General features: G+C 49.5%; 1 protein-coding gene. It reads left to right on the top strand.

Annotated elements, in window-relative coordinates; translation table 11 throughout:
* The first annotated feature begins 331 nt into the window (after positions 1 to 331).
* Positions 332 to 21,256, top strand: coding sequence for a tandem-95 repeat protein (locus ACYZZ0_RS17575; protein WP_461537953.1), 20,925 nt, complete (start codon positions 332 to 334; stop codon positions 21,254 to 21,256).
* Positions 21,257 to 21,275 lie beyond the last annotated feature (19 nt).

The raw sequence follows: 21,275 nt of genomic DNA, 5'->3' as shown, positions 1-21,275 counted from the left end.
ACTAAATATATATTCTAAAAAGTTATCCCTCTCCTTTTTTTGATTCTCTAACATCTATTCATACGGCAGATTGGTTTAAGTGCGGAGTTTGTGCTTTTTAATTCTGATTTGCCATTTTGGAAATATGTTTTCATAGCCAAAGGCTTTTAAAACACTGCAACCCGGCGCAACCAGGCGTTAATGACAGGGTATAAGTCATAGACTCAGTGCTAATTAAAAGTAATTTTTAATTACAAACGCACATTCGGTTCCGGGTTTTGAAGGAATAAGCTTTGGTTATTTAAAAGACAGTTAGCATCAAGAATGGATTGCATAGGTAAGGGATGTATCTATGAGCGAAGGACAGGATCAGGGGTATAACCAGATAAACGGTTCCGGGGATGGGGAGAGCATCAACGGAACTACTGGTAATGATTTTATTCAGGGAAATGGTGGTGATGATACCATCAGGGGTGGATCAGGTGCTGACATCATTAATGGTGGTGCCGGTAGCGACCGTATTGTTTTTACAGATACCGACTCTGTAGATACGATCCACTTTACCCAGAGCGGTCCACAAAGTGACATTATTGATGTCTCTGCCCTTGTGCCTGCAGATGTTACAGCAGCAACGCTGAAGAACTACGTCAAGATAAACGCCAATGGTATCTACATTGATACTGAAGGTCAGGGGCAGTTCTCTTCAGGTAACCAGATAGCGCGTTTTGCCTCGGGTAACCCTCCATTAAGTGTTATGTCAGCCATTCAGGTGGCGGCAACCAACTCCGTAATAGACTTCAACTGGACAGAAACAGCCAACATCCCACTGGTTGATGCCCATGATTATATTACGGACAACTCTGGTCATGAGAATACGATAACCGGAACAGCCCAGGCCGATAATCTTCAGGGAACTGCAGCAGCTGATACCATTCTTGGCCATGCCGGCAACGATACCATTGATGGTGGCGCAGGAGCAGATTATCTGGATGGTGGAGCGGGCAGTGACCGCTATGTTCTGTCCAGCACTGATGCTGTTGATACGATAAAAGCCAAAGTAACCAACGGCCAGCAAGATTCCATAGATATCAGTCACTTGCTGCCTGCCGGCACGGTGATAACAGCTGAAAATGTTGAAAGCTTTGTTCAGGTCACTGAAGACGCTGTATTTGTAGATCCAACCGGGCAGGGCAATTTTTCTGAATCCAACAAGGTTGCCGAGTTTACTGAAGACAGTGTTTTCGACAGTCATACCATCACGGTCCATGTTGCCGAAAATACAGCATTGGTTCTTGATGTTGTGCCCAGTGTCGGGGTTCAACTGGGTGAAGGCGAATCTTTTGCCAGCGAACAATTATTGTCCCAGACGCTGGATACACCTGCTGCCGGTGCAGGGCTTGGTAATGGTGCCGGTATTCTCCGCAGTAGCCGGGGACAAAAATTTAATTTGCGACTGGATGAGCATAACCTTACGGAAGCTTATGGTGGTGCCGGTGATGAACAGCTGGATGCCACTTCCATTGCTGCCAGAAACAGCGCACAAAGTGCCTCCGAAGCTGACCATGCAGTAAAGCTCTATGGTCGTGATGGTAACGATACGCTGGTTGGTAACGACGACGGTGGTGTTCTGGATGGTGGTGCTGGTAGCGACCGGATTGAAGCGGGTAAAGGCCGTAACCTGCTGATTGGCGGTGAGGGCGAAGATGAATTTGCCCTTACGCTTGAGTCCAGTGCTGATGAAATCAAATCTGACAAACTCTATGACTTCTCCAGCCGTGAAGGTAACCGTGACCTGCTGGATTTGAAAGATGTCCTGCCTGCTGAAGCTACAGCACAGAATATTCACTCTTATGTAAAAGTTACCGGCAAGGGTATTTTTGTCGATGTCAGTGGTCAGGGGCAGTTTAATGAAGAAAGCCAGCTGGCCCGTTTTGGTGAAAGGGTTGATATCGATGATCTGATCAATATCCGTCTGAATGATGGCACTAATATCCAGCTGGATCGAAGCGGAGCAATCTCGACAGTTCAGGGTGAGGCAGACAGTGATCTGGTTCAGGCTGGTGAAGGTAGTGACACACTTTATGGTAATGCCGGTGATGATGTTCTGGATGGTGACGGACTAGGCAAAACCAAAAGTGCAGACCACCTGTTTGGTGGTGAAGGTAATGACAAAATCATCGCCGACAAACTGGATTTTACCGATGGTACGGTTGATGGTGGTGTTGGTTTCGACCGGGTTTATATCAATGAAGATGAAGGCCAGTCTGTATCTGTCGACCTGCATGCATCCGGCGTAGAGCGCGTTGATGGTGGTGACAGTAATGATGTCCTTGATGGTTCCGGCTACACAGATAGTACCGGAGGTTACAACAAGGAAACTGGTGCCTACGAAACAGCAGAAGCCCAGCGGCTGGATCTGTATGGGCGGGGTGGTAAAGATACCCTGATCGGTGGTGTTGGTCGTGACTATCTGGATGGTGGTGTCGGTGATGACAGCCTTTCCGGTGGCCAGGGTCGGGACTTCATGACAGGTGGCAGTGGTAATGACACCTTTGTTCTGGCGGATGACGACGAGTTGGATGTGATTTGGGACTTCACATCATCCGGTGATCAGTATGATGTGATTGATATCAGCGCGTTCACTTCAGATAACTTCGATTACAACAGCCTGCCCGATTATTTCTCCATTGATGATGATTACATTTACTTTGATAAAACGGGCACCGGCACGTTTACAGAAAATGAAGCGATTGCGAAGCTGGGTGGCGGTACGGCCATTGATAATGATTACATCAAGGTAGAAGTTGATGGTACTCGTATCGGCTATAACCCGACGTCGAAAAGTGTTGTCTACGTTAACAGTAATGACCCGGATGCTGCTGCAACCGGATCAACTGTAGCTGAAGACAGTGGAGAAAATACAGTTGTCGGGCAGGTTAGCTACACCGATCAGGACGGTGTAGAGCCGATTACCTACAGTATTGCTGGTGGTAATGATGATGGCTATTTTGCTATTGATAGCAGCACAGGTCAGGTGACGCTTACTGCGGCCGGTGAAGCTGGAATTGATTATGAAACAGCGACGTCGCATACCCTGCAGGTGATGGCCACAGACCGGGACTTTTCCTCTACCCCGGTTAACCTGGTTGTAAACCTTGCGGATATTAACGACGAAGCCCCGAATGTCTCTCTGTCTTCCAATGTCGTTAATGAAAACAGCCCGGAAGGTACGGTACTTGGGCAGGTAACCGGTGCTGATCCGGACACAACCGGTGAAACACTGAGTTATGCGATCTCCAGCGGTAATGATGAGGGCTATTTTGCCATTGACAGCAGTACCGGTCAGGTTACCTTGACCGCTGCCGGATCTGCCAATTTTGATTATGAAACAGCTACCAGCCATACCGTATATGTAACCGCATCAGATGGCACAAATACTTCTACCCCCTTACCGCTTACCTTCCAGCTGAATGATATTAATGAAGGGCCGGAAGTCAGCGGCGCTGTGTCGGTAGACGCTACGGAAGACCTGAGTTTTACCCTGACTAAAGCGGATCTGCTTGAAAATGCCTCTGATGTTGATGGAGATAATCTGTCCGTCAGCAATGTTGCTGTTGCCAGTGGCCAGGTTAATGTGACTGACAATGGCGATAACACCTGGACTGTAACTCCGCAGAGTAACTGGTCCGGAAACTCGCAAATTACCTTTACTGTGTCTGACGGCAGTCTGACGACAAGTGCTCAGGCTGATATCACTGTTGCAGCAGCAGCCGATGCCCCGGTGTTGACCATTGGTGGTTCGACCCAGATCTCTCATACCAACTTTAATTCTGGTCTGGCCGCAGGCTGGTCCTCGGAAAACAGTGTTGAGACCCATAGTAGCGGTGGACCTCTGGGCAGCTCTTCCAGTGGTACCCGGGTTGCGGAGCTGGATGCAGAGACAGGCACACCGGACGCATACTATTACACCATTGATACCAGTCAGGGTAATGATCACGAAGTTTCCCTGATGGTGAAGCAGCGTGGCAACTACGACGGTACTGATGAAATCGAAGTGGTCTGGAATGGTGAAGTCATCCAGACCATTGACCCCGGCACCAGTTGGCAGGAGGTTAAAGTCACACTGCCAGATATCGGGCTAAACAATACACAGCTGATTATCAGAGAGGTAGCCGGCCAGGATAACGGGGTTGGACCGTTGCTGGATCAGATTACTGTGAACCGTATTGGTGCGGTCGATAGTGACTCTGACGACTACGACAAGGTAATCAGCAACAGGGAAGATACTGTCTTCACTCTGGATCTTTCCGCTTCCCTGTCAGATAGCGATGGTTCTGAAACTCTTGCTGTTACATTGGGTGGAATTCCTTCCGGTTTCAGTATCAGTGATGGCTCCAATGCCGCCACAACCGATGGTTCTGATGTTGATGTATCCGACTGGAACCTGTCTGCACTGACATTTACTCCGGTTGCGAATCACGATACCGATTTCAATATGACCGTGACAGCAGCATCGACGGATGGTGCTGATACAGCCAGTACCCGTCAGATTATCCGGGTTGATATGCAGCCAGTGGCTGATACTGCAACGGTGACAGGTGATGACTCCGGTTCTGTATATGAGGACGCTGGCTCAACACTAACCAAATCAGGTTCTCTGGTTGTTAATGACGGGGATGCTGGCGAGCAATCTTTTGTGGCTGAAACCATTAACGGAACCTATGGTTCGGTCACCATAGACAGTGATGGTGACTGGGTCTATTCAGCAGATAATAGTCAGAGTGCGATTCAGTCACTGAGCCAGAGCCAGACGCTGAACCTCAATGGCAGCATGGATGACTATGTTCGCATTGAATCTGATCTTGTACCTAGTGATGACTTTACTATCAGCCTGTGGGTCAAGCCTGACCTTGTTGATTCGGACTTTCATGGATTCCTGGGCTCGGAGCCAAATGGTGTATCAAGCCGCTCACCGTCGATGTATGTCTACGAAGATGGCAGTCTGCACTGGTCATCTTTTGGTACCGATAATGTCAGTCATTCCGGTGTGGCTAATAATGTCTTTACTCAGGGCGAGTGGAGTCATATTACCTGGGTCAAGGAAGGCACAGAGTTTCGTTTTTATAAAGACGGTGCGCTGATACACACCGATACCGCCCCGACAGACGTCAAACTGACAGGTTTTACTAACCTTGGCCGGGTGGATAATGCCTTTGATGGTGAGCTGGATGATATCCAGACTTATGACCGAGCGCTGTCTGCTTCTGAAATATCTTCAGCCATGAGCGGGGAAACCCAGTCAGGTTTGTTCGCTCATTATGATTTTGCCGGCTACAGCCTGTCCCAGGCGCTTGAGGATCGGGCCGGTAATCATCCGGATGGTGCTGTTAATGGCAGCATGAGTGATGCCGATCTTGGCAAGCGGGTTGATACGCTTACCGATACTCTGACCGTTCGTACTGCCGACGGTACGACACATGATATCGATATAACTATCCATGGCCGTAATGACGGGCCTACTGTTACAGTGGCCAGTCCCACCGTCAGCGTCTCTACTGATGAAGATGTGAATCTGGTACTGACCAAAGCTGAGCTGCTGGCGAATGTTGCCGATGCAGATGATGCTGACAGTCTGTCGATTTCGGATATCGTGGTTGAACTTGGTGATGCCAGCTTCACCGATAATCATGATGGTACCTGGACACTGACGCCGGCTGCTAACTGGGCCGGTACTGGCAAGTTCTCCTACACCGTTTCTGATGGGGATAAACTGCTGCGGGTTAAAGGCGACTTTGCGGTTGATTCGGTAGCCGATACGCCTGTCGTGACTTTTGCTGCGGGTGATAATCCGACCTTTACCATCAATGAAGATGAAGCCGTACCTCTCAATATGACGGCCGAGTTTGGTGATCTTGATGGTTCTGAAACCTACTCTCTGGTGATCAGTAATATTCCGACCGGCGTGACCATCAGTGATGGCTCGAACTCTGCATCAGTAACGGATGGCACTCTGGATGTGACCGGGTGGCAGTACTCTTCTATTACGGTAACTCCACCCGCTAACAGTGGTACCGATTTTGATCTGACGTTGACTGCGACAGCAACTGAATCTAATGGTGAACAGTCAACGGTCACTCGTACAGTCAGTGTTGATATTACCGGCCAGAATGATGCACCTGTTGTCAGTATTGAAGCCCGCGGAGCTGAAACACCTGTGCAGCTCAACACAGCAACAACCGGTGATCAGGAAGGGATAGAATTGGCCGTACGCCCGAACGGTGGCTATGTGGCAGTCTGGACTGACAAGAGTCAGGGCAGTGAAGGGCAGATTATCGGCCGTCTGTATGACAAGGATGGTGTTGCTGAATCAGCTGAATTCCGGGTTGATACCAGCTCGGTGAAAACGGGTTCAGCCAATGTTGCAGTCCATGACGATGGTTCGTTTGTTGTGGCCTGGTCTGATACCAATGCCGGGGGGCGTGGGCAGATCGAAGTGCAACGGTTTGATGCCAGTGGGTCGCCTGTTTCATCTAACAGCACCGCAATGACCGGTAACCTGCATCACCCTGATGTTATTACCCTGTCCAATGGTGACTATGTTGTTTCTGCCTATGACAGCTGGCATGGTTCACGAACTGAAATGCAGGTGTTTAACAGTTCAGGTTCTGCCAAAAGCGGCGTAATTACCACTGGATCTATTGGTCGCCATGCAGGCGATGTTGACTCTGTACTTAATGCCCTGAACGATGGCAACTGGGCCAATACCGTCAGAAATAATCGTACTGATCAAGTAAAGGTCAGTGTGTACGACGATACCGGTACGGCTGTTGGTTCCGACAGTTTCACTGCCAGTGAATCAGGGCTGGCCGTCACAACCCTGAGTGACGGTGGTATGGCTGTTGTTTACAGCGATGCCGGTACGATCAAGCTTCGTAGTCTGGATAATAATGGCCAGCTTAACGGTTCGGAAGTAGACCTTGGTCAAACATCGGCGGGTGAGGTCGCTGTCACCCAGCTTACTGATGGTACTCTGTTTATCTCCTGGAACGAAGCTGACGGTCTATACGGTCAACGCTTCCTGGCAGATGGTACAGAAGCGGGTGGCAAGACGACGTTAACCGCTGAAGCCAGTGCCAGTGATGTCTCAATGGTTGAACTGGAAGATGGTAGCCTGCAACTGGCATGGCACAGTGAAGGTGTTGATGGTAATGGGCATGCGGTTGTTGCCAGCAACCTTATAGTACCGGTTGATGATCTTGCTAACGGTACAGTTATCGCCACCGCAAATGCTGTCGATGGTGATCAAGATGCGTTGACTTACAGTCTGACCAATGATGCAGGTGGCCGTTACGCGATTGACAGTTCAACCGGTGAAATAACGGTTGCTGACAGTTCATTGATCGACTTCGCTGTTTCACCCTCACATACGATCACTGTTGCGGTTAATGATGGTACGGTTACCACCACCGTTGACTACACCATATACAACAATAACAACAACCTGGCTCCTGATGCTGCTGACAGCTCAGTGTCTGCACGGGAAGATATTAGCTATGTCTTTACCGAGAATGATTTCCCGATTGTTGACCCGAACAGCAATGACTATATCTCGGAAATCAGAATTGAATCCCTGCCTGATACCGGAAGTCTGACGCTTAACGGTGCTGCTGTCGGAATCGGTGATGTGATTGATGTGTCTGATATTCAGGCGGGTAATCTGCAGTATCTTTCCAACAACAATGAAAATGGTGCGGATTACACCAGCTTTACCTTCAATGTGGCTGACCGTCTGGGACTGTATTCAAGCACTGAAAAAACACTGACGATTGATGTCTCTCCCGAGAATGATGCTCCGGTTGTTGTTAATGCAATTGGTGACCAGTCAGTTGCTGAAGACTCCTCGCTGTCTTATCAGGTGCCTGTAAATACCTTTACAGATATTGATGGTGACAGTCTTTCTTATTCTGCCTCTCTGGCTGATGGCAGTAATTTGCCTGACTGGCTGAGTTTTGATGCCTCCTCTCGTACATTCTCGGGTGTTCCGGACAACGATAATGTTGGCACCCTGAATCTGAAAGTAACGGCTACAGATCCGGGTGGTATGGAGACCAGTGCCCAGTTCAATCTTGATGTAACCAATGTCAATGATGGCCCGATTCAGGTGTTCCAGGAATCAGGTGGTCTGGTGTCTATCGAAGCAGAAAATTTCCACAGCAATATCCCGCGCGGAGGCAAAGAATGGACTGTTCAGAGTGCAGGCGGCACTTCCGGTGGTGAAAGGGTAGAAGCACCCAGCAGTGGCATGTGGCGTACCGGTGACGATACCGAGGGTGACAGTCCAGAGCTGACCTATGAGATCAATTTTGACAGCCCGGGCACTTACTATGTCTGGATGAAAGGTGAAGTTCTTAACGGTGGTGACAGCCTGCATGTAGGTGTTAACGGCGACTATAACCATACTAACTGGGGCTTTACCGGCTTCGGTCAGTCTAACAGCTGGACCCATAGCGGTCGGGCGACAATCAACATTGAAGCTGCAGGGCAGCAGCAACTGAACCTGTGGGTTCGGGAAGCCGGTATCTCGGTTGATAAAATTGTTCTGACGCAGGATCCAGATTATACCCCGTCCGGTAATGGTCCTGCAGAGTCTGACTATTACAATGCGCCTGCCGACCAGACTGTTGCCGAAGAGTCTGCACTCAGCTACACCCTGCCTGCTGACGCTTTTGTGGATATGGATACCGGTGATACGCTCAGCTACTCGGCTTCTCTGCCGGATGGCAGTGCACTGCCAAACTGGCTCTCCTTTGATGCTGCAACCCGTACCTTTAGCGGTACGCCAGATGATGCTGATATTGGCAATATCACCGTCAAGGTCACTGCCAGTGATGGCGAAGCCAGCCAATCCGATGAATTTGTGCTGACGGTCACAGCGGTCAACGATACACCTGACAGTATTGCCCTCGATTCACTGAATATTGCTGAAAACAGTGCAGGTGGTGTGGTTGGTAACCTGTCCACTACCGATGTTGATGCCGGTGACTCCCATACTTATACGGTCAGTGACAACCGGTTTGAAGTTTCAGGTAATCAGTTAAAACTTAAAGACGGTATCAGTCTTGACCATGAATCCGAAGGTACTGTCAGTGTCACGGTAACGTCTACAGATAGTGCTGGTGCCAGTGTTGATCAGCAGTTTACCCTTAATGTTGCTGATGCCAATGATGCCCCGATTGCATCTTCCCCTGTTACCAAAACAGCGAATGAGGACAACAGCTTTACGCTCACTGAAGCTGAGTTGCTGGCTAATACAACGGATGCGGATAGTGACACGCTGTCAGTCAGTAATGTGGCAGTGAACAGTGGTCAGTTCTCTGTTACCGATAATGGTGATGGGACATGGACAGTTGTTCCGGACAGCAACTGGGCTGGCAATGGGCAGTTAACGTTTGATATCAGTGATGGTACAGCGACGATAAGCAGCCAGGTTGATTTAACGATTACCGCTGTTGCCGATTCCCCTGTTCTTTCAATATCTGACAGCACCACACTTTCGACCATGAACTTCGAAAGTGGAACTCTGGCGTCGGGCTGGTCATCCGAGAACGCTCCGGAAATAAACGATGCCAGCGTATATGGTGTAACAGATGCCTCGGGAGGCAATGGCAAGATCCTTGATCTTGATGATAATGAAGGATCAGCAGGATCTAATATCGATGCCCTTCGCTATACCGTTGACACCAGTGAAGGCTTTGACCATGAGCTGACATTCCACACTCGTACAAGACCAGACACTGAAGGAACGGACACCTTTGAAGTTGTCTGGAATGGTGCCGTCATTCAAACCGTTGAACCGGGTGCTGCATGGGAGAATATAACCATTCGCCTGCCAGCAAACGGGCAGGACAGTGGCCAGCTTGAAATCAGGGAGATTTCTGGTGCCGGAGCCTTTGATGATCATGGTGCCCTGTTTGACGATATCAAAATCAACAAGCTGAGTGCGATTACAATCAACGAAGATCAAAGTGCTACCTTTGATCTGTCTGTTGATACGGTTGATACAGACGGCTCTGAAAATATTACGCTCAGTCTTGCAGGTCTTCCTTCCGGTTATTCTCTGGCTGATGGTTCCAATACTGTTACTTCGACAGGTGGAGCAATTGATGTCTCGGGCTGGAACCTGGAACAGCTGCAGCTTACTCCGGCAGCGAATGCCGAGACTGATTTCACTATTACACTGACGGCCACGTCTACAGAAACGAGTAATAGTGATGCTGCGGTAACGACACAGACAATTTCAGTGGATGTTGTTCCTGTTCAGGATGCTGCAGTTATCAGCGGTGATGATACAGGTGATGTTACCGAAGATGGTGCATCAACCCTGACGACATCCGGCACACTTTCGGTGTCCGATGTTGATACTGCTGATACCGGATTTACCGCAGAAACAGTCAGCGGTAGCTATGGTTCGGTTGCCATTGATGCCGATGGTAACTGGGCCTATTCAGCAGATAACACCCAGTCAGCTATTCAGTCTCTGGCCAGTGGTGAAACGCTCACTGACAGCATCAATGTGCGCAGTGCCGACGGCACACAGCATACGATTGAAATTACGGTTACCGGTACCGATGATGCTCCGGTTGCTGCCGGTGTTGACCTGGGCAGTGTTGTTGAAGATGGCAGCTTCAGTATTACCCAGGCCATGTTGCTGGCCAACTCTTCGGATATTGATGGTGACAGCCTGAGCGTTACCAGTCTGACCATTGATAATAATGCCCAGGGTAGTGTGACAGATAATGGTAATGGCACATGGACCTTTACCCCTGCGGCTAACCTGAGTGTGGAAGATGTTGCGCTCTCATTTGTTGTCAGTGACGGCAGCAGTGGCGATGAAGCAACAGCGACAGCCACGATTGATGTGACGGGAGTGGTTGATGCGCCGGCAGTATCGTTTGCCAATGCTGATAGCTATCCGACATCTGAAGTGACCCTGTTCCAGAATGGTGCTGTTGCTACCAATAATATGATGGGCTGGAGTGGTAGCGGTTCCCTGAGCAATGTCGGTGACTCCCGTTCTTCTACTAACAAAGCGCTAGGCATAGGGCCGGGAGCCAGCATCAGCCGAACCATTGATACCTCCGATGATGCTGTGGACAGCTTCACCTTCCAGGTTGAGGGGCGTATCTACGGCAATATGGAAGTTGTCTGGGGTGGTGAAGTAGTCGGTACCATGACGACTAACTGGAACAACTTCTCAACCCGGACATTTAATCTGACCGCAACCGGTGATGACAGTACCGAGCTGGTATTGCGTTATCCGTCAGGCTCGGGCCAGAACTATTCTGCCTATATTACAGCGCCCAGGCTGGTTGCCAATGTTACTGATAATGACAATCCGCAGTACAACACTGACGAGGACTCAGCAGTAGCAATTAACCTGTCTGCAGCATTGACCGATCAGGACGGCTCCGAAACGCTTGGTGTGGTTCTGAACGGAATTCCTGCCGGGGCAACTATCAGTGATGGTACCAATTCAGAACTGGTTTCCGGTGGTTCGCTGGATATTAGTGGTTGGAATTATGCTTCCCTCTCTGTATTGCCACCGGCAAACAGTCATGCCGACTTTGATTTGAGTCTTGCTGTTACTGCCATGGAAGTAGGTGGTGATACCTCTACAGTGAACAAAACCATTTCTGTACAGGTTGCTGCTGTTGATGATGCACCGGTTGCAGGCAATGTTGATCTGGGTAGTACAGCAGAAGATACCTCCGTGGTTATTACCCAGGCCCAGCTGCTGGCCAGTGCATCGGATATTGATGGTGACAGTCTCAGTGTGACCAGTGTGTCTATCGGTGATGGTGCTCACGGGACGGTAACTGATAACGGCAATGGAACATGGACGTATACTCCGGCGGCTGACTATAACGGCACTGATGTGGCATTCAGCTTTACTGTGTCGGATGGTTCTTCCGGTGATGAGGCAACAGCTACCGCAACAATTGATGTTACTGCGGTGGATGATGATGCGGTTGTTGCCAATCCGATCGGTAATCAGTCAGTCAACGAAGATTCAGCACTGAGTTTCACTGTGCCTGAAAATACCTTTACCCATGCTGATGGGGATGCTCTGACTTATATCGCCTCTCAGGGTGATGGTTCTGCCTTGCCGGACTGGTTGAGTTTTGATGCTGCAACACGGACTTTCTCTGGTACACCGGACAATGAAGATGTTGCCACCCTGAGCCTGAAAGTAACTGCAGCTGACGCTGATGGTGAGACAACAGATGCCAGCTTTAATCTGGTAGTTAACAACGTCAATGACAATCCCGCTCCGGTATTTGCCGAGTCCAACGGGCTGGTATCTATCGAGGCCGAAAACTTCAGCAGCAGTGTTGCTCGAAATGGTAACAGCTGGTCTGTGGAAAATGACGGCTCAGCCTCTGGTGGCAAGCAGGTCAACACCGCAAATAATGATGCCGATGGCTTCAATGAGGGTTATACCGGGCTTAGTTCAGAGCTTACCTACGATATACAGTTCGACTCTGCCGGTACTTATTATGTCTGGCTGCGAGGTGAAGCACCTGACGGTCGAAGTGACAGTGCCCATATCGGTCTGAATGGTGAAGCGATTGCGACCGGGCACCGGGTTGACTTCGATGAGGGTAGTCACAAGTGGACCGGTGATCGCATGGAGAATGATGGGCGTATTACCATCGAAGTCGATGCGCCCGGGGTTCATCAGCTTAATCTATGGATGCGTGAAGATGGTGCAGCCGTAGACAAGATCGTTATTTCTGATGATGCCGACTATGTGCCTACAGGTAACGGTCCTGCAGAATCGGATTATGTCGGATTGTCTGATCAGACTACAGCAGAAGAGTCTGCTTTCAGTTACACCATCGATTCAAATGCCTTCCGTGATATTGATGGCGACAGCCTCTCTTACAGTGCCACCCTGGCAAATGGTGATCCGCTGCCAAACTGGCTCAGTTTTGATGCTGGCACCCGTACCTTCAGTGGTACGCCGGATGACCCGGACCTTGGAACTATTCAGGTGAAGGTGACTGCCAGTGATGGTTCATTCAGTGCCTCAGCTGATTTTGGCATTACTGTCACCGGTGTCAATGATGCGCCGACAACGCCGGAAGCGGTTATTGATCAAATCGATTTTGTTTGGGGTGGTGCATCTATCTCGAACAAGAATGCTGCCTCCTACGACCTGCCGGAAGGGTTCGAGCTGGGCGACACTGTCTGGTTAACCAAAACTGATGGCGGCTATGGCAAAGGGGTCAAGATACAGATCTCCGATAATGGTGACGGAACGGTCAATATCAAGGTTGTTGAAGCTAAATACACTGATCTGGGTACCTGGAATAACCTGTCTGCCGAGCAAAAAACAACGTACTTCGAAAGCGCCGGAACTCAGCAGTTGGTGGCGACCTCGAATGGCTCTGGTGGTTATGGCATCAGTGACGTCTCAATTGATGGTGGAGCGGTAACATCTGGCTTCCTGGATACTTCATCCGGTATCAATGTTGATCCGTTCTCTGCAGTTGAAAACACTGCTAATGGAACAGTTATAGGTACTGTGACAGCTTCTGATATAGAAGGTGACAGCCTGAGCTTCAGCCTTACAGATAACGCTGGTGGCCGATTCAGTATTAACAGTTCAACCGGTGAAGTAACAGTTGCCAACAGCAGTCTGCTGGATTACGAAGTGGCGTCTTCCCACACTATTACTGTTCAGGTTAGTGACGGCCAGACAGCATCGTCAGTGGATTACACCGTCCGCTTGAAAGATACCAATGAAGCACCGGAACTGGTGGGCACTGTAGAAAATCAGACCACAGCAGAAGAAGCTGCCTTCAGTTACACCATTCCGGCTAATGCCTTTGCCGATGAAGATGGTGATGCAGTCAGCTACAGCGCATCTCTTGCCAACGGTGACCCACTGCCAAACTGGTTGAGCTTTGATCCGGCTACCCGAACATTCAGTGGTACCCCGGATGATGCCGAAGTAGGCAGCCTGTCGGTCACCATTTCTGCATCTGACGGCTCTCTGACAACAGATATTCCCTGGACCCTGAATGTTACGCCTGTAAATGATGCCGCCGTTCTAACTAACGACAGTGATTCAGGTAATGCCAATGTGGCCGGAGCGACAGTATCAGGCTCGGCAAGTGTGTTGGCAAATGATTCGGATATTGAAGGTGATAGCCTGACGGTAACCGAGGTTAACGGTACCGCAATTTCAGGTTCAACCACTATTTTCGGTGATTATGGTGATCTGGTTATTGCTGCAGACGGTAGCTGGACCTATACCCCGGACACACCGGATCTGGAAACAGGACTTGTTGGTCACTGGAAGTTTGATGGTAATACCATCGACAGTGCTGAAGGTGATGCAATCACTGATACCGGTGTTCTTAAAGGCGATGCCGCGACCAATGGCCCCGGGCTCAATGGTGGCAGCCTGAACCTGATAAATAATGGTGACTCTTACTTAATTAACGACTCTGCAGAAATTGATCAGCTGGCATTCTCTGAGCGGACTATTAACTTCTCGTTCAGAATTGATGAGTCCAATGACCTTTCCGGCAGACAGATTCTGTTCGAAGAAGGTGGTACCACCCGGGGTCTGAATGCTTACATGGATTCGGGCAAGCTTTATGTGGGTGGTTATGACAGCTCTATTGGTTGGGATGGAACTTGGGTCAGGGTTGATGTACCTGATGATCATGACTTCCACAACCTGTCTCTGGTTTTGGGAAATAATGAACTGTCAGCTTATCTTGATGGCACCCGGTTAACTGACACGGTTACCGATGTCAGCACCGGTACCAAAGAGATGAGCAACGGGCATCAGGAGTTTAATTTTGGTGCCCGCCATGGTGATATGGCATTCCATGACGGTATTCATGATGACTCAAATAATGATGCTATCAGTGGCACCTTTATTGGTGAAATTGATGAAGCCCGGGTTTATAACCGGGTACTGGATGAGCAGGCTCTCAATGCCCTCAATTATGAGTACCAGTCAGGCACTCTTCAGGATGTCTTCACCTATACCGTATCTGACGGCACTGATACCTCTACCGCATCATTAACTATTGATGTTAACAGGGTGCCGGAAGCCATCAGTGGCGATGTTTCAGGTTCTGATGCAGGAAGTATCGTCGGACAACTGTCAGCAAAAGATCTGGATGCAGGAGAGGTACTTACATACAGCCTTGAATCTGCACCTGCTAAAGGAGCGGTCACTGTTAATGCTGACGGTAGCTACACCTTTAGTCCGGGATCAGACTTTGAAAGCCTCTCATCTGTTCAAACGGAAGATGTAACCTTTGACTTCAGAGTAACTGACAGTCAGGGGCAATCTTCCGTCAATACAGTAACTGTCACTGTAACCGGAACTAATGTAGCTCCTGAGCTGACTGAGCTGCCGATGTTTGATTCGGTGGTGGCGGCTTACAACTTCAGTGATGGTTCAGGTAATACAGCAGCCGATACCTCGGGAAATGGTAATGATATAAGCCTGAGTGGAAGTGCAGGTTTTGGTACAGGACACAATGGTTCCGGTACTGCATTCGAGATGAATGGCTCCTCTGGCGGTGGAGATCTTGGCAATATCTCTACAGGCGGAGAAATGACCATCTCAACCTGGGTCAAGTTCGACAGCTTCAGCCAGTCCTGGTCGCGTATTGTTGATTTTGGTAATGGCTCGGCTGATAACAATATTATTCTTGCCCATGAAGGAACGACCAATACCATCGCCTTTGAGATCTATGATGGCACAGGTTATCCGGCTGATGGTGTCCTGAAAATAGAAAACTTCTTTACCCAGGGTGAGTGGGTGCATATCACTGCAACCGTCGATAGCTCTGGGGCCATGAGAATCTACAAGAATGGTGAGTTGGCGGGAGAAAACCTGGATGGTGTGGTTCCTCCGGAAATGACCCGTTCCAACAACTATGTTGGTAAGAGCAACTGGTCCAATGATGGCGCTCTGGATGGCTCTGTTGATGAGCTGTCTATTTTCGATTCCACCCTGAATGCAGCAGAAGTAAAAGCGCTTTATCAGGCTGATAGTGTGGACAATTTGCTGGGTGATGCTCTGCATATTGCTGAAAACAGTTCGAACACGGCCTCTGTTGGTACAGTTGCGGCCAGTGATACTGATGGGGACAGCCTGACTTATTCGCTCACGGATAATGCCGGTGGTCGTTTTGCTATCAACAGCAGTACCGGTGAAATAACAGTAGCTGATGGCTCGCTGCTTGATCATGAAACTGCTGGAAGTCACAGTGTAACTGTTCAGGTGAGTGATGGTTATCTGACAGACAGCCGCAGCTATACCATTTATGTCACCAACGTTAATGATGCTCCTGACAGCTCCGATGCAACAGTAACGGCAGGCGAGGATGCTGCACTGCCATTAACAGCAGCAAACTTCAGTTTCAGTGATGAAGACTCCGGTGATGCACTCGAAGCGGTGGTTATTACGACACTGCCAGCTGAAGGTACCCTGACATTGAATGGTGCGGCTGTGACTGTAAACCAGAGTATCAGTAAAGCTGATATTGATGCCGGGTTACTCAAGTATACTCCGGCTGAAAATGTCAGCGGCAATGCCAGAACAACCTTTAACTTCAAGGTCAGTGATGGAGATGCAGTTTCTGACAATGACTATACGATAACAGTCAATGTCACTCCGGATGCTGATGCGCCTGTTATTTCAATTGCTGACTCGACCACTGTTTCCAGTATGGACTTTGAAAGTGGTTCACTGGCCTCAGGCTGGTCATCAGAGAATACCCCGGAAATAAACAATGCCAGTGTGTATGGTGTAACCGACTCCTCAGGCGGAGATGGCCGGATTCTGGACCTTGATGACGATGATGGTGCAGCAGCCAATAATCTGGATGCCTTGCGCTATACCATTGATACCAGTGAAGGCTTTGATCACGAAGTTTCCTTCAAGTTGCGATCGCGCCCCAGTGGTGAAAACTCGGATACGCTGGATGTCATCTGGAATGGCGAAGTTATCCAGACAATTGAACCGACTGGCAGCTGGGAGACAGTTACTATTCGTCTGCCTGCAGAGGGTGGTAGCTCAGGTCAGCTGGAACTCAAAGAAAGGTCGGGGCAGAACAACGATTATGGTCCGTTGCTGGATGATATTGCTATCAACAAGCTGAGTGCCATAACGGTTAATGAAGATACCAATGCAACCTTTAATCTCGGGGTTGATCTGGCCGATACCGATGGTTCCGAAACACTGGCTGTAAGCCTGTCCGGTATACCTTCCGGCTATGGCCTGGGTGATGGCACTAACTCTGTAACCTCTACTGGTGCGGCCATTGATGTTACCGGCTGGAACCTGAATCAGTTACAGCTGACACCCGTTGCTAACGCCAATGCTGATTTCACTATTACAGTTTCGGCAACTTCGACTGAATCGGTGGGTGGAGATACCAGCACCTCCACCCAGAATATCAACGTTAATGTGGTGCCGGTAAATGACGGACCGACAGGTGCTGATGCCAGCTTCACCCTGAATGAAGATGGCAGCCGCACAGTCACTGCCAGTGACTTTGGCTTCTCTGATATTGATACTGGTGACAGCCTGCAGCAAGTGCAGATCTCGACTCTACCAGGCAATGGCTCCCTGAAGCTGAATGGTGCTGCGGTAACGGATGATCAGGTTATCAGTAAGGCGGATATTGATGCCGGGTTACTGGTGTTCAGCCCTGATGCCAACGAAGCGGGTAATAATTATGCGAATGTCGGCTTTAAAGTACATGATGGTACCGAGTTCTCGGCCAGTGAAAACACCCTGACATTTAACGTCAATGCGCTGGCCGATACACCTGTGCTGAACAATATCAGTACCGAAGTGCTTAACAGTAACTTTAACGGTGGCAACCAGGATGGCTGGCAGGAGCATAACCCCTATGGTAGTGGCAGCTCGGCCTTCCAGAACAACCAGTTATACAACTGGAATGGCCGTGAAGTGTTCCGTGATGTAGATACCAGTGACAGCTCGGTGCAGACCTACGAGCTGACATTTACCCTGTATCACAACAAAAACCCCTACCACACGTCCAATATCTGGGTGAAATGGGGTGGTCAGACAGTTGCCACTTATACTGAGTCCGCAGGATCCGGTACTGTGACGTCTACCAAGACAATCCGCCTGCAGGCCAGTGGTGATCCTACAACGCAGCTGCGCTTTGATCAGGACACCATGTACTTCAAGCTGGATAACATCAAGATCAACAAAGTGATTGAGACGGATGAAGATACAGCACTGAGCCTGCCTGATCTTGGTCTTGCACTGGTTGATACTGATGGTTCAGAAACCCTGACAGCTGAAGTTACAGGTGCTCCTGCCGGTGCGGTACTGACTGATGGTACCAATACGGTAACATCCGATGGTTCTGCAATTGATATCTCTGGCTGGAACTCTGCCAGTCTGCAAATCACGCCACCGGCTGACAGTTCGGATGATATTAATCTGACCTTTACTGCAACATCGACTGATAGTAATGGTGATACGGCGACAACCAGTGAGTCGATGTCAATTACTGTTAATGCGGTGAATGACAAACCGGTTACTGAAGATGGCAACCTGATGTTGCGCCAGGGGGACAGTTACAGCTTTGATGCGAATGACTTCAAGTTTACCGATGTCGATAGTGGCGACAGCATGCAGTCGATCACTATTACAACGCTGCCTGCATCCGGCTCGCTGACTCTGAACGGGGCAGCAGTAACCGCTAATCAGGTGATCAGCCTGGCTGATATCGATCAGCTGAAATATATAGCGCCGACATCAGATGAGGATGTAGGTACCAGTTTCGGGTTTACCGTCAGTGATGGTTCATTATCCAGTGATGCTCAGTCATTTGCTCTGAATGTGAGGGGTACACTGTCTGATAACTTGCTGAATAATGCCAGTGCCCAAAATGGTACCAGTGGTTGGAATATTATCGCCAACGGTGGTGCCGGCTGGGGCACGGAAGGTACCAGTCATGATGGTGATGGCAAGAGTTGGGGAACGTCATACCAGTGGAACAAGAAGTCGCAGACAATTGACTTGCTTGCCAAAGGCTTTACAGCGGAGCAGCTGGACAGTGCACCAGATATCAGTATCAGTGACTGGTATAAAGATGATCACGCCAATGACAGTTACTATCTGAAAGTCCAGCTGCGTGATGCTGGTGGCAATACCATAGCTTCCTATGATACCGGAACCCTGACGGCGAAAGACAACTGGCAGGAAGCCAGCAAGGTGTTCAGTAATTATGGTGAAGGTGTTCGCTCAATCTACTTTGAACATGGTGGTAAGGACAGTGAATACTGGGGCGGTCAATATGGTGCCCGGATTGATGACTCTGAAGTCGTAATCAAGGTTGGTGATGTCGAACTTAAAGGTTCCGCTGACGACGATATTATCCAGGGTAGTGAGCGGGCAGATACCATCAAAGGCGAAGGTGGTGCTGATACCTTGCTGGGTGATGATGGTGCGGATCTGATCTTTGGTGGTGCCGGTGATGACACCATCAAGGGCGATGATGGTCAGCCTGTTGCCGTCAATCTGGATGCGGCCTTTATATCCTCAGCCAGTGCAGTAACGCTGCCTGCGGCAACAGGTCTGAAGGCAGAAGTTTTCGATACCAGTACAGTGTTCTCTAATCTGGATCAGGCTATCAGCCTGGTAACCAATAACAATCCGAAGGCGACGTTTACTGCTTCAGAATTTAATTATCATCGAAGTGGCAGTAATCAACTGGCAGACTTCATAGGTAGTGATGGTAATGATATTACCGGTCACGCGGATATGTCTGACCAGACTTTTGCCCTGAAGATGACCGGTTATATCCGTTTATCAGCAGGCACACATGACTTTAATGTGGCCTCTGATGATGGCTTCCGCCTGAAGATCAATAACGAAACGGTGACTGAGTTCACTGCACCACGGGGTGTTGCTACCAGCTCAGGTAACTTTACAGCACCACAGGATGGCCTCTATGAAGTAGAGCTGATCTATTGGCAGGGTAATGGTGGTGCCGATCTGGATATCACCAGCAGCACCGCAGAACCGTTCCAGTTCTACGATATGTTGCCGGCAGGAGCCGAACTGGTAACGGGTCAGGACTATTATGATCTGCCGACACCGGATGTAACTGTGGATGTTGCCAATGGTGTATCACTCTCCGCGGGTACTGATAACGGTGATGGAACCTGGACACTTAAGGGCAGTGACCTGAATGGCCTGACCATGACCGGCTCCGGAAACAGCTGGGATGACAGCTTAACCTTTACTGCCAACAAGCAAACCAAACGCAGTATTGCGATTGGTGACTCCAGTTTTGAAAGTCAGGCGCTGGGCGATAGCAGTTATGTTCACAATCCGGCTTCCAGTGCATGGACCTTCAGTGGTTCGAATTCAAACGGTATTCACGATTACGACAGTAATGCCTTTGATGAACAGTCCTCTGAAGGTACCGATGCGGGCTTCATAAATGACGATGGTGGCACCATCTCTCAGACACTGTCCGAGAACTTCAATATCAATACGACCTATCAGCTGCAGGTTGATATAGGTAACCGCAAGAGTGTTGCCGGTCTGGCTGATTATGAAGTAAGAATCAAGGCGGGTGGCGTAGTACTGGCTTCCGATGGATCAGTATCTCCGGCAGAAGGGCAGTTCGAAACACTGACCCTGAATCTGAATGGATCTTCAATTGCGGCGAACTCGCCTGCGGTTGGCCAGCCCATTACCATTGAACTGGTTAAAATCAGTGGTCCCCAGATTGCCTTTGATAACGTCAGAATGACAGCTGTTACGACGGAGCAAGTGGCTCAGGAAACAGTTAATACCGATCAGAGTGACCAGATAACCGGTGGCGCTGGTGATGATGTTCTCACCGGTGGTAATGATGCTGATACATTTATCTGGAACAGCGGTGATCTGGGGACGGCCGAAGCGCCTGCCGAAGATACTATCACTGACTTCCAGGCCGGCCAGGGTGGCGATATCCTTGATCTTAGTGATGTGCTGGTGGACGACACTGAACCGCTGGAAGACTATCTCAGCCTGAACTTCGAGAATGGTAATACCACTATTGAAGTGAAGCCTGATGCCAATGGCGGGGTAACCCAGAAGATCAAGCTGGAGGGTGTCGACTTGTCAGGTTACGGCGGTGGTACCAATGATGCCGAAATCCTTAATAACCTGCTAAGTGACGGTAACCTGCAGATTGATCCCTGATATTCGGTAAACCTTCCAC

It is taken from the genome of Spongorhabdus nitratireducens, assembly GCA_947387575.1.
GTDB lineage: Bacteria > Pseudomonadota > Gammaproteobacteria > Pseudomonadales > Endozoicomonadaceae > CANDOC01.
The sequence above is the reverse complement of the archived record's forward strand: the minus strand, read 5'-3'. Positions and strand labels throughout refer to the sequence as shown.

Coding starts and splice junctions, on each gene's coding strand:
- ACYZZ0_RS17575 (WP_461537953.1), top strand. CDS start 332: ATGAGCGAAGGACAGGATCAGGGGTATAACCAGATAAACGGTTCCGGG.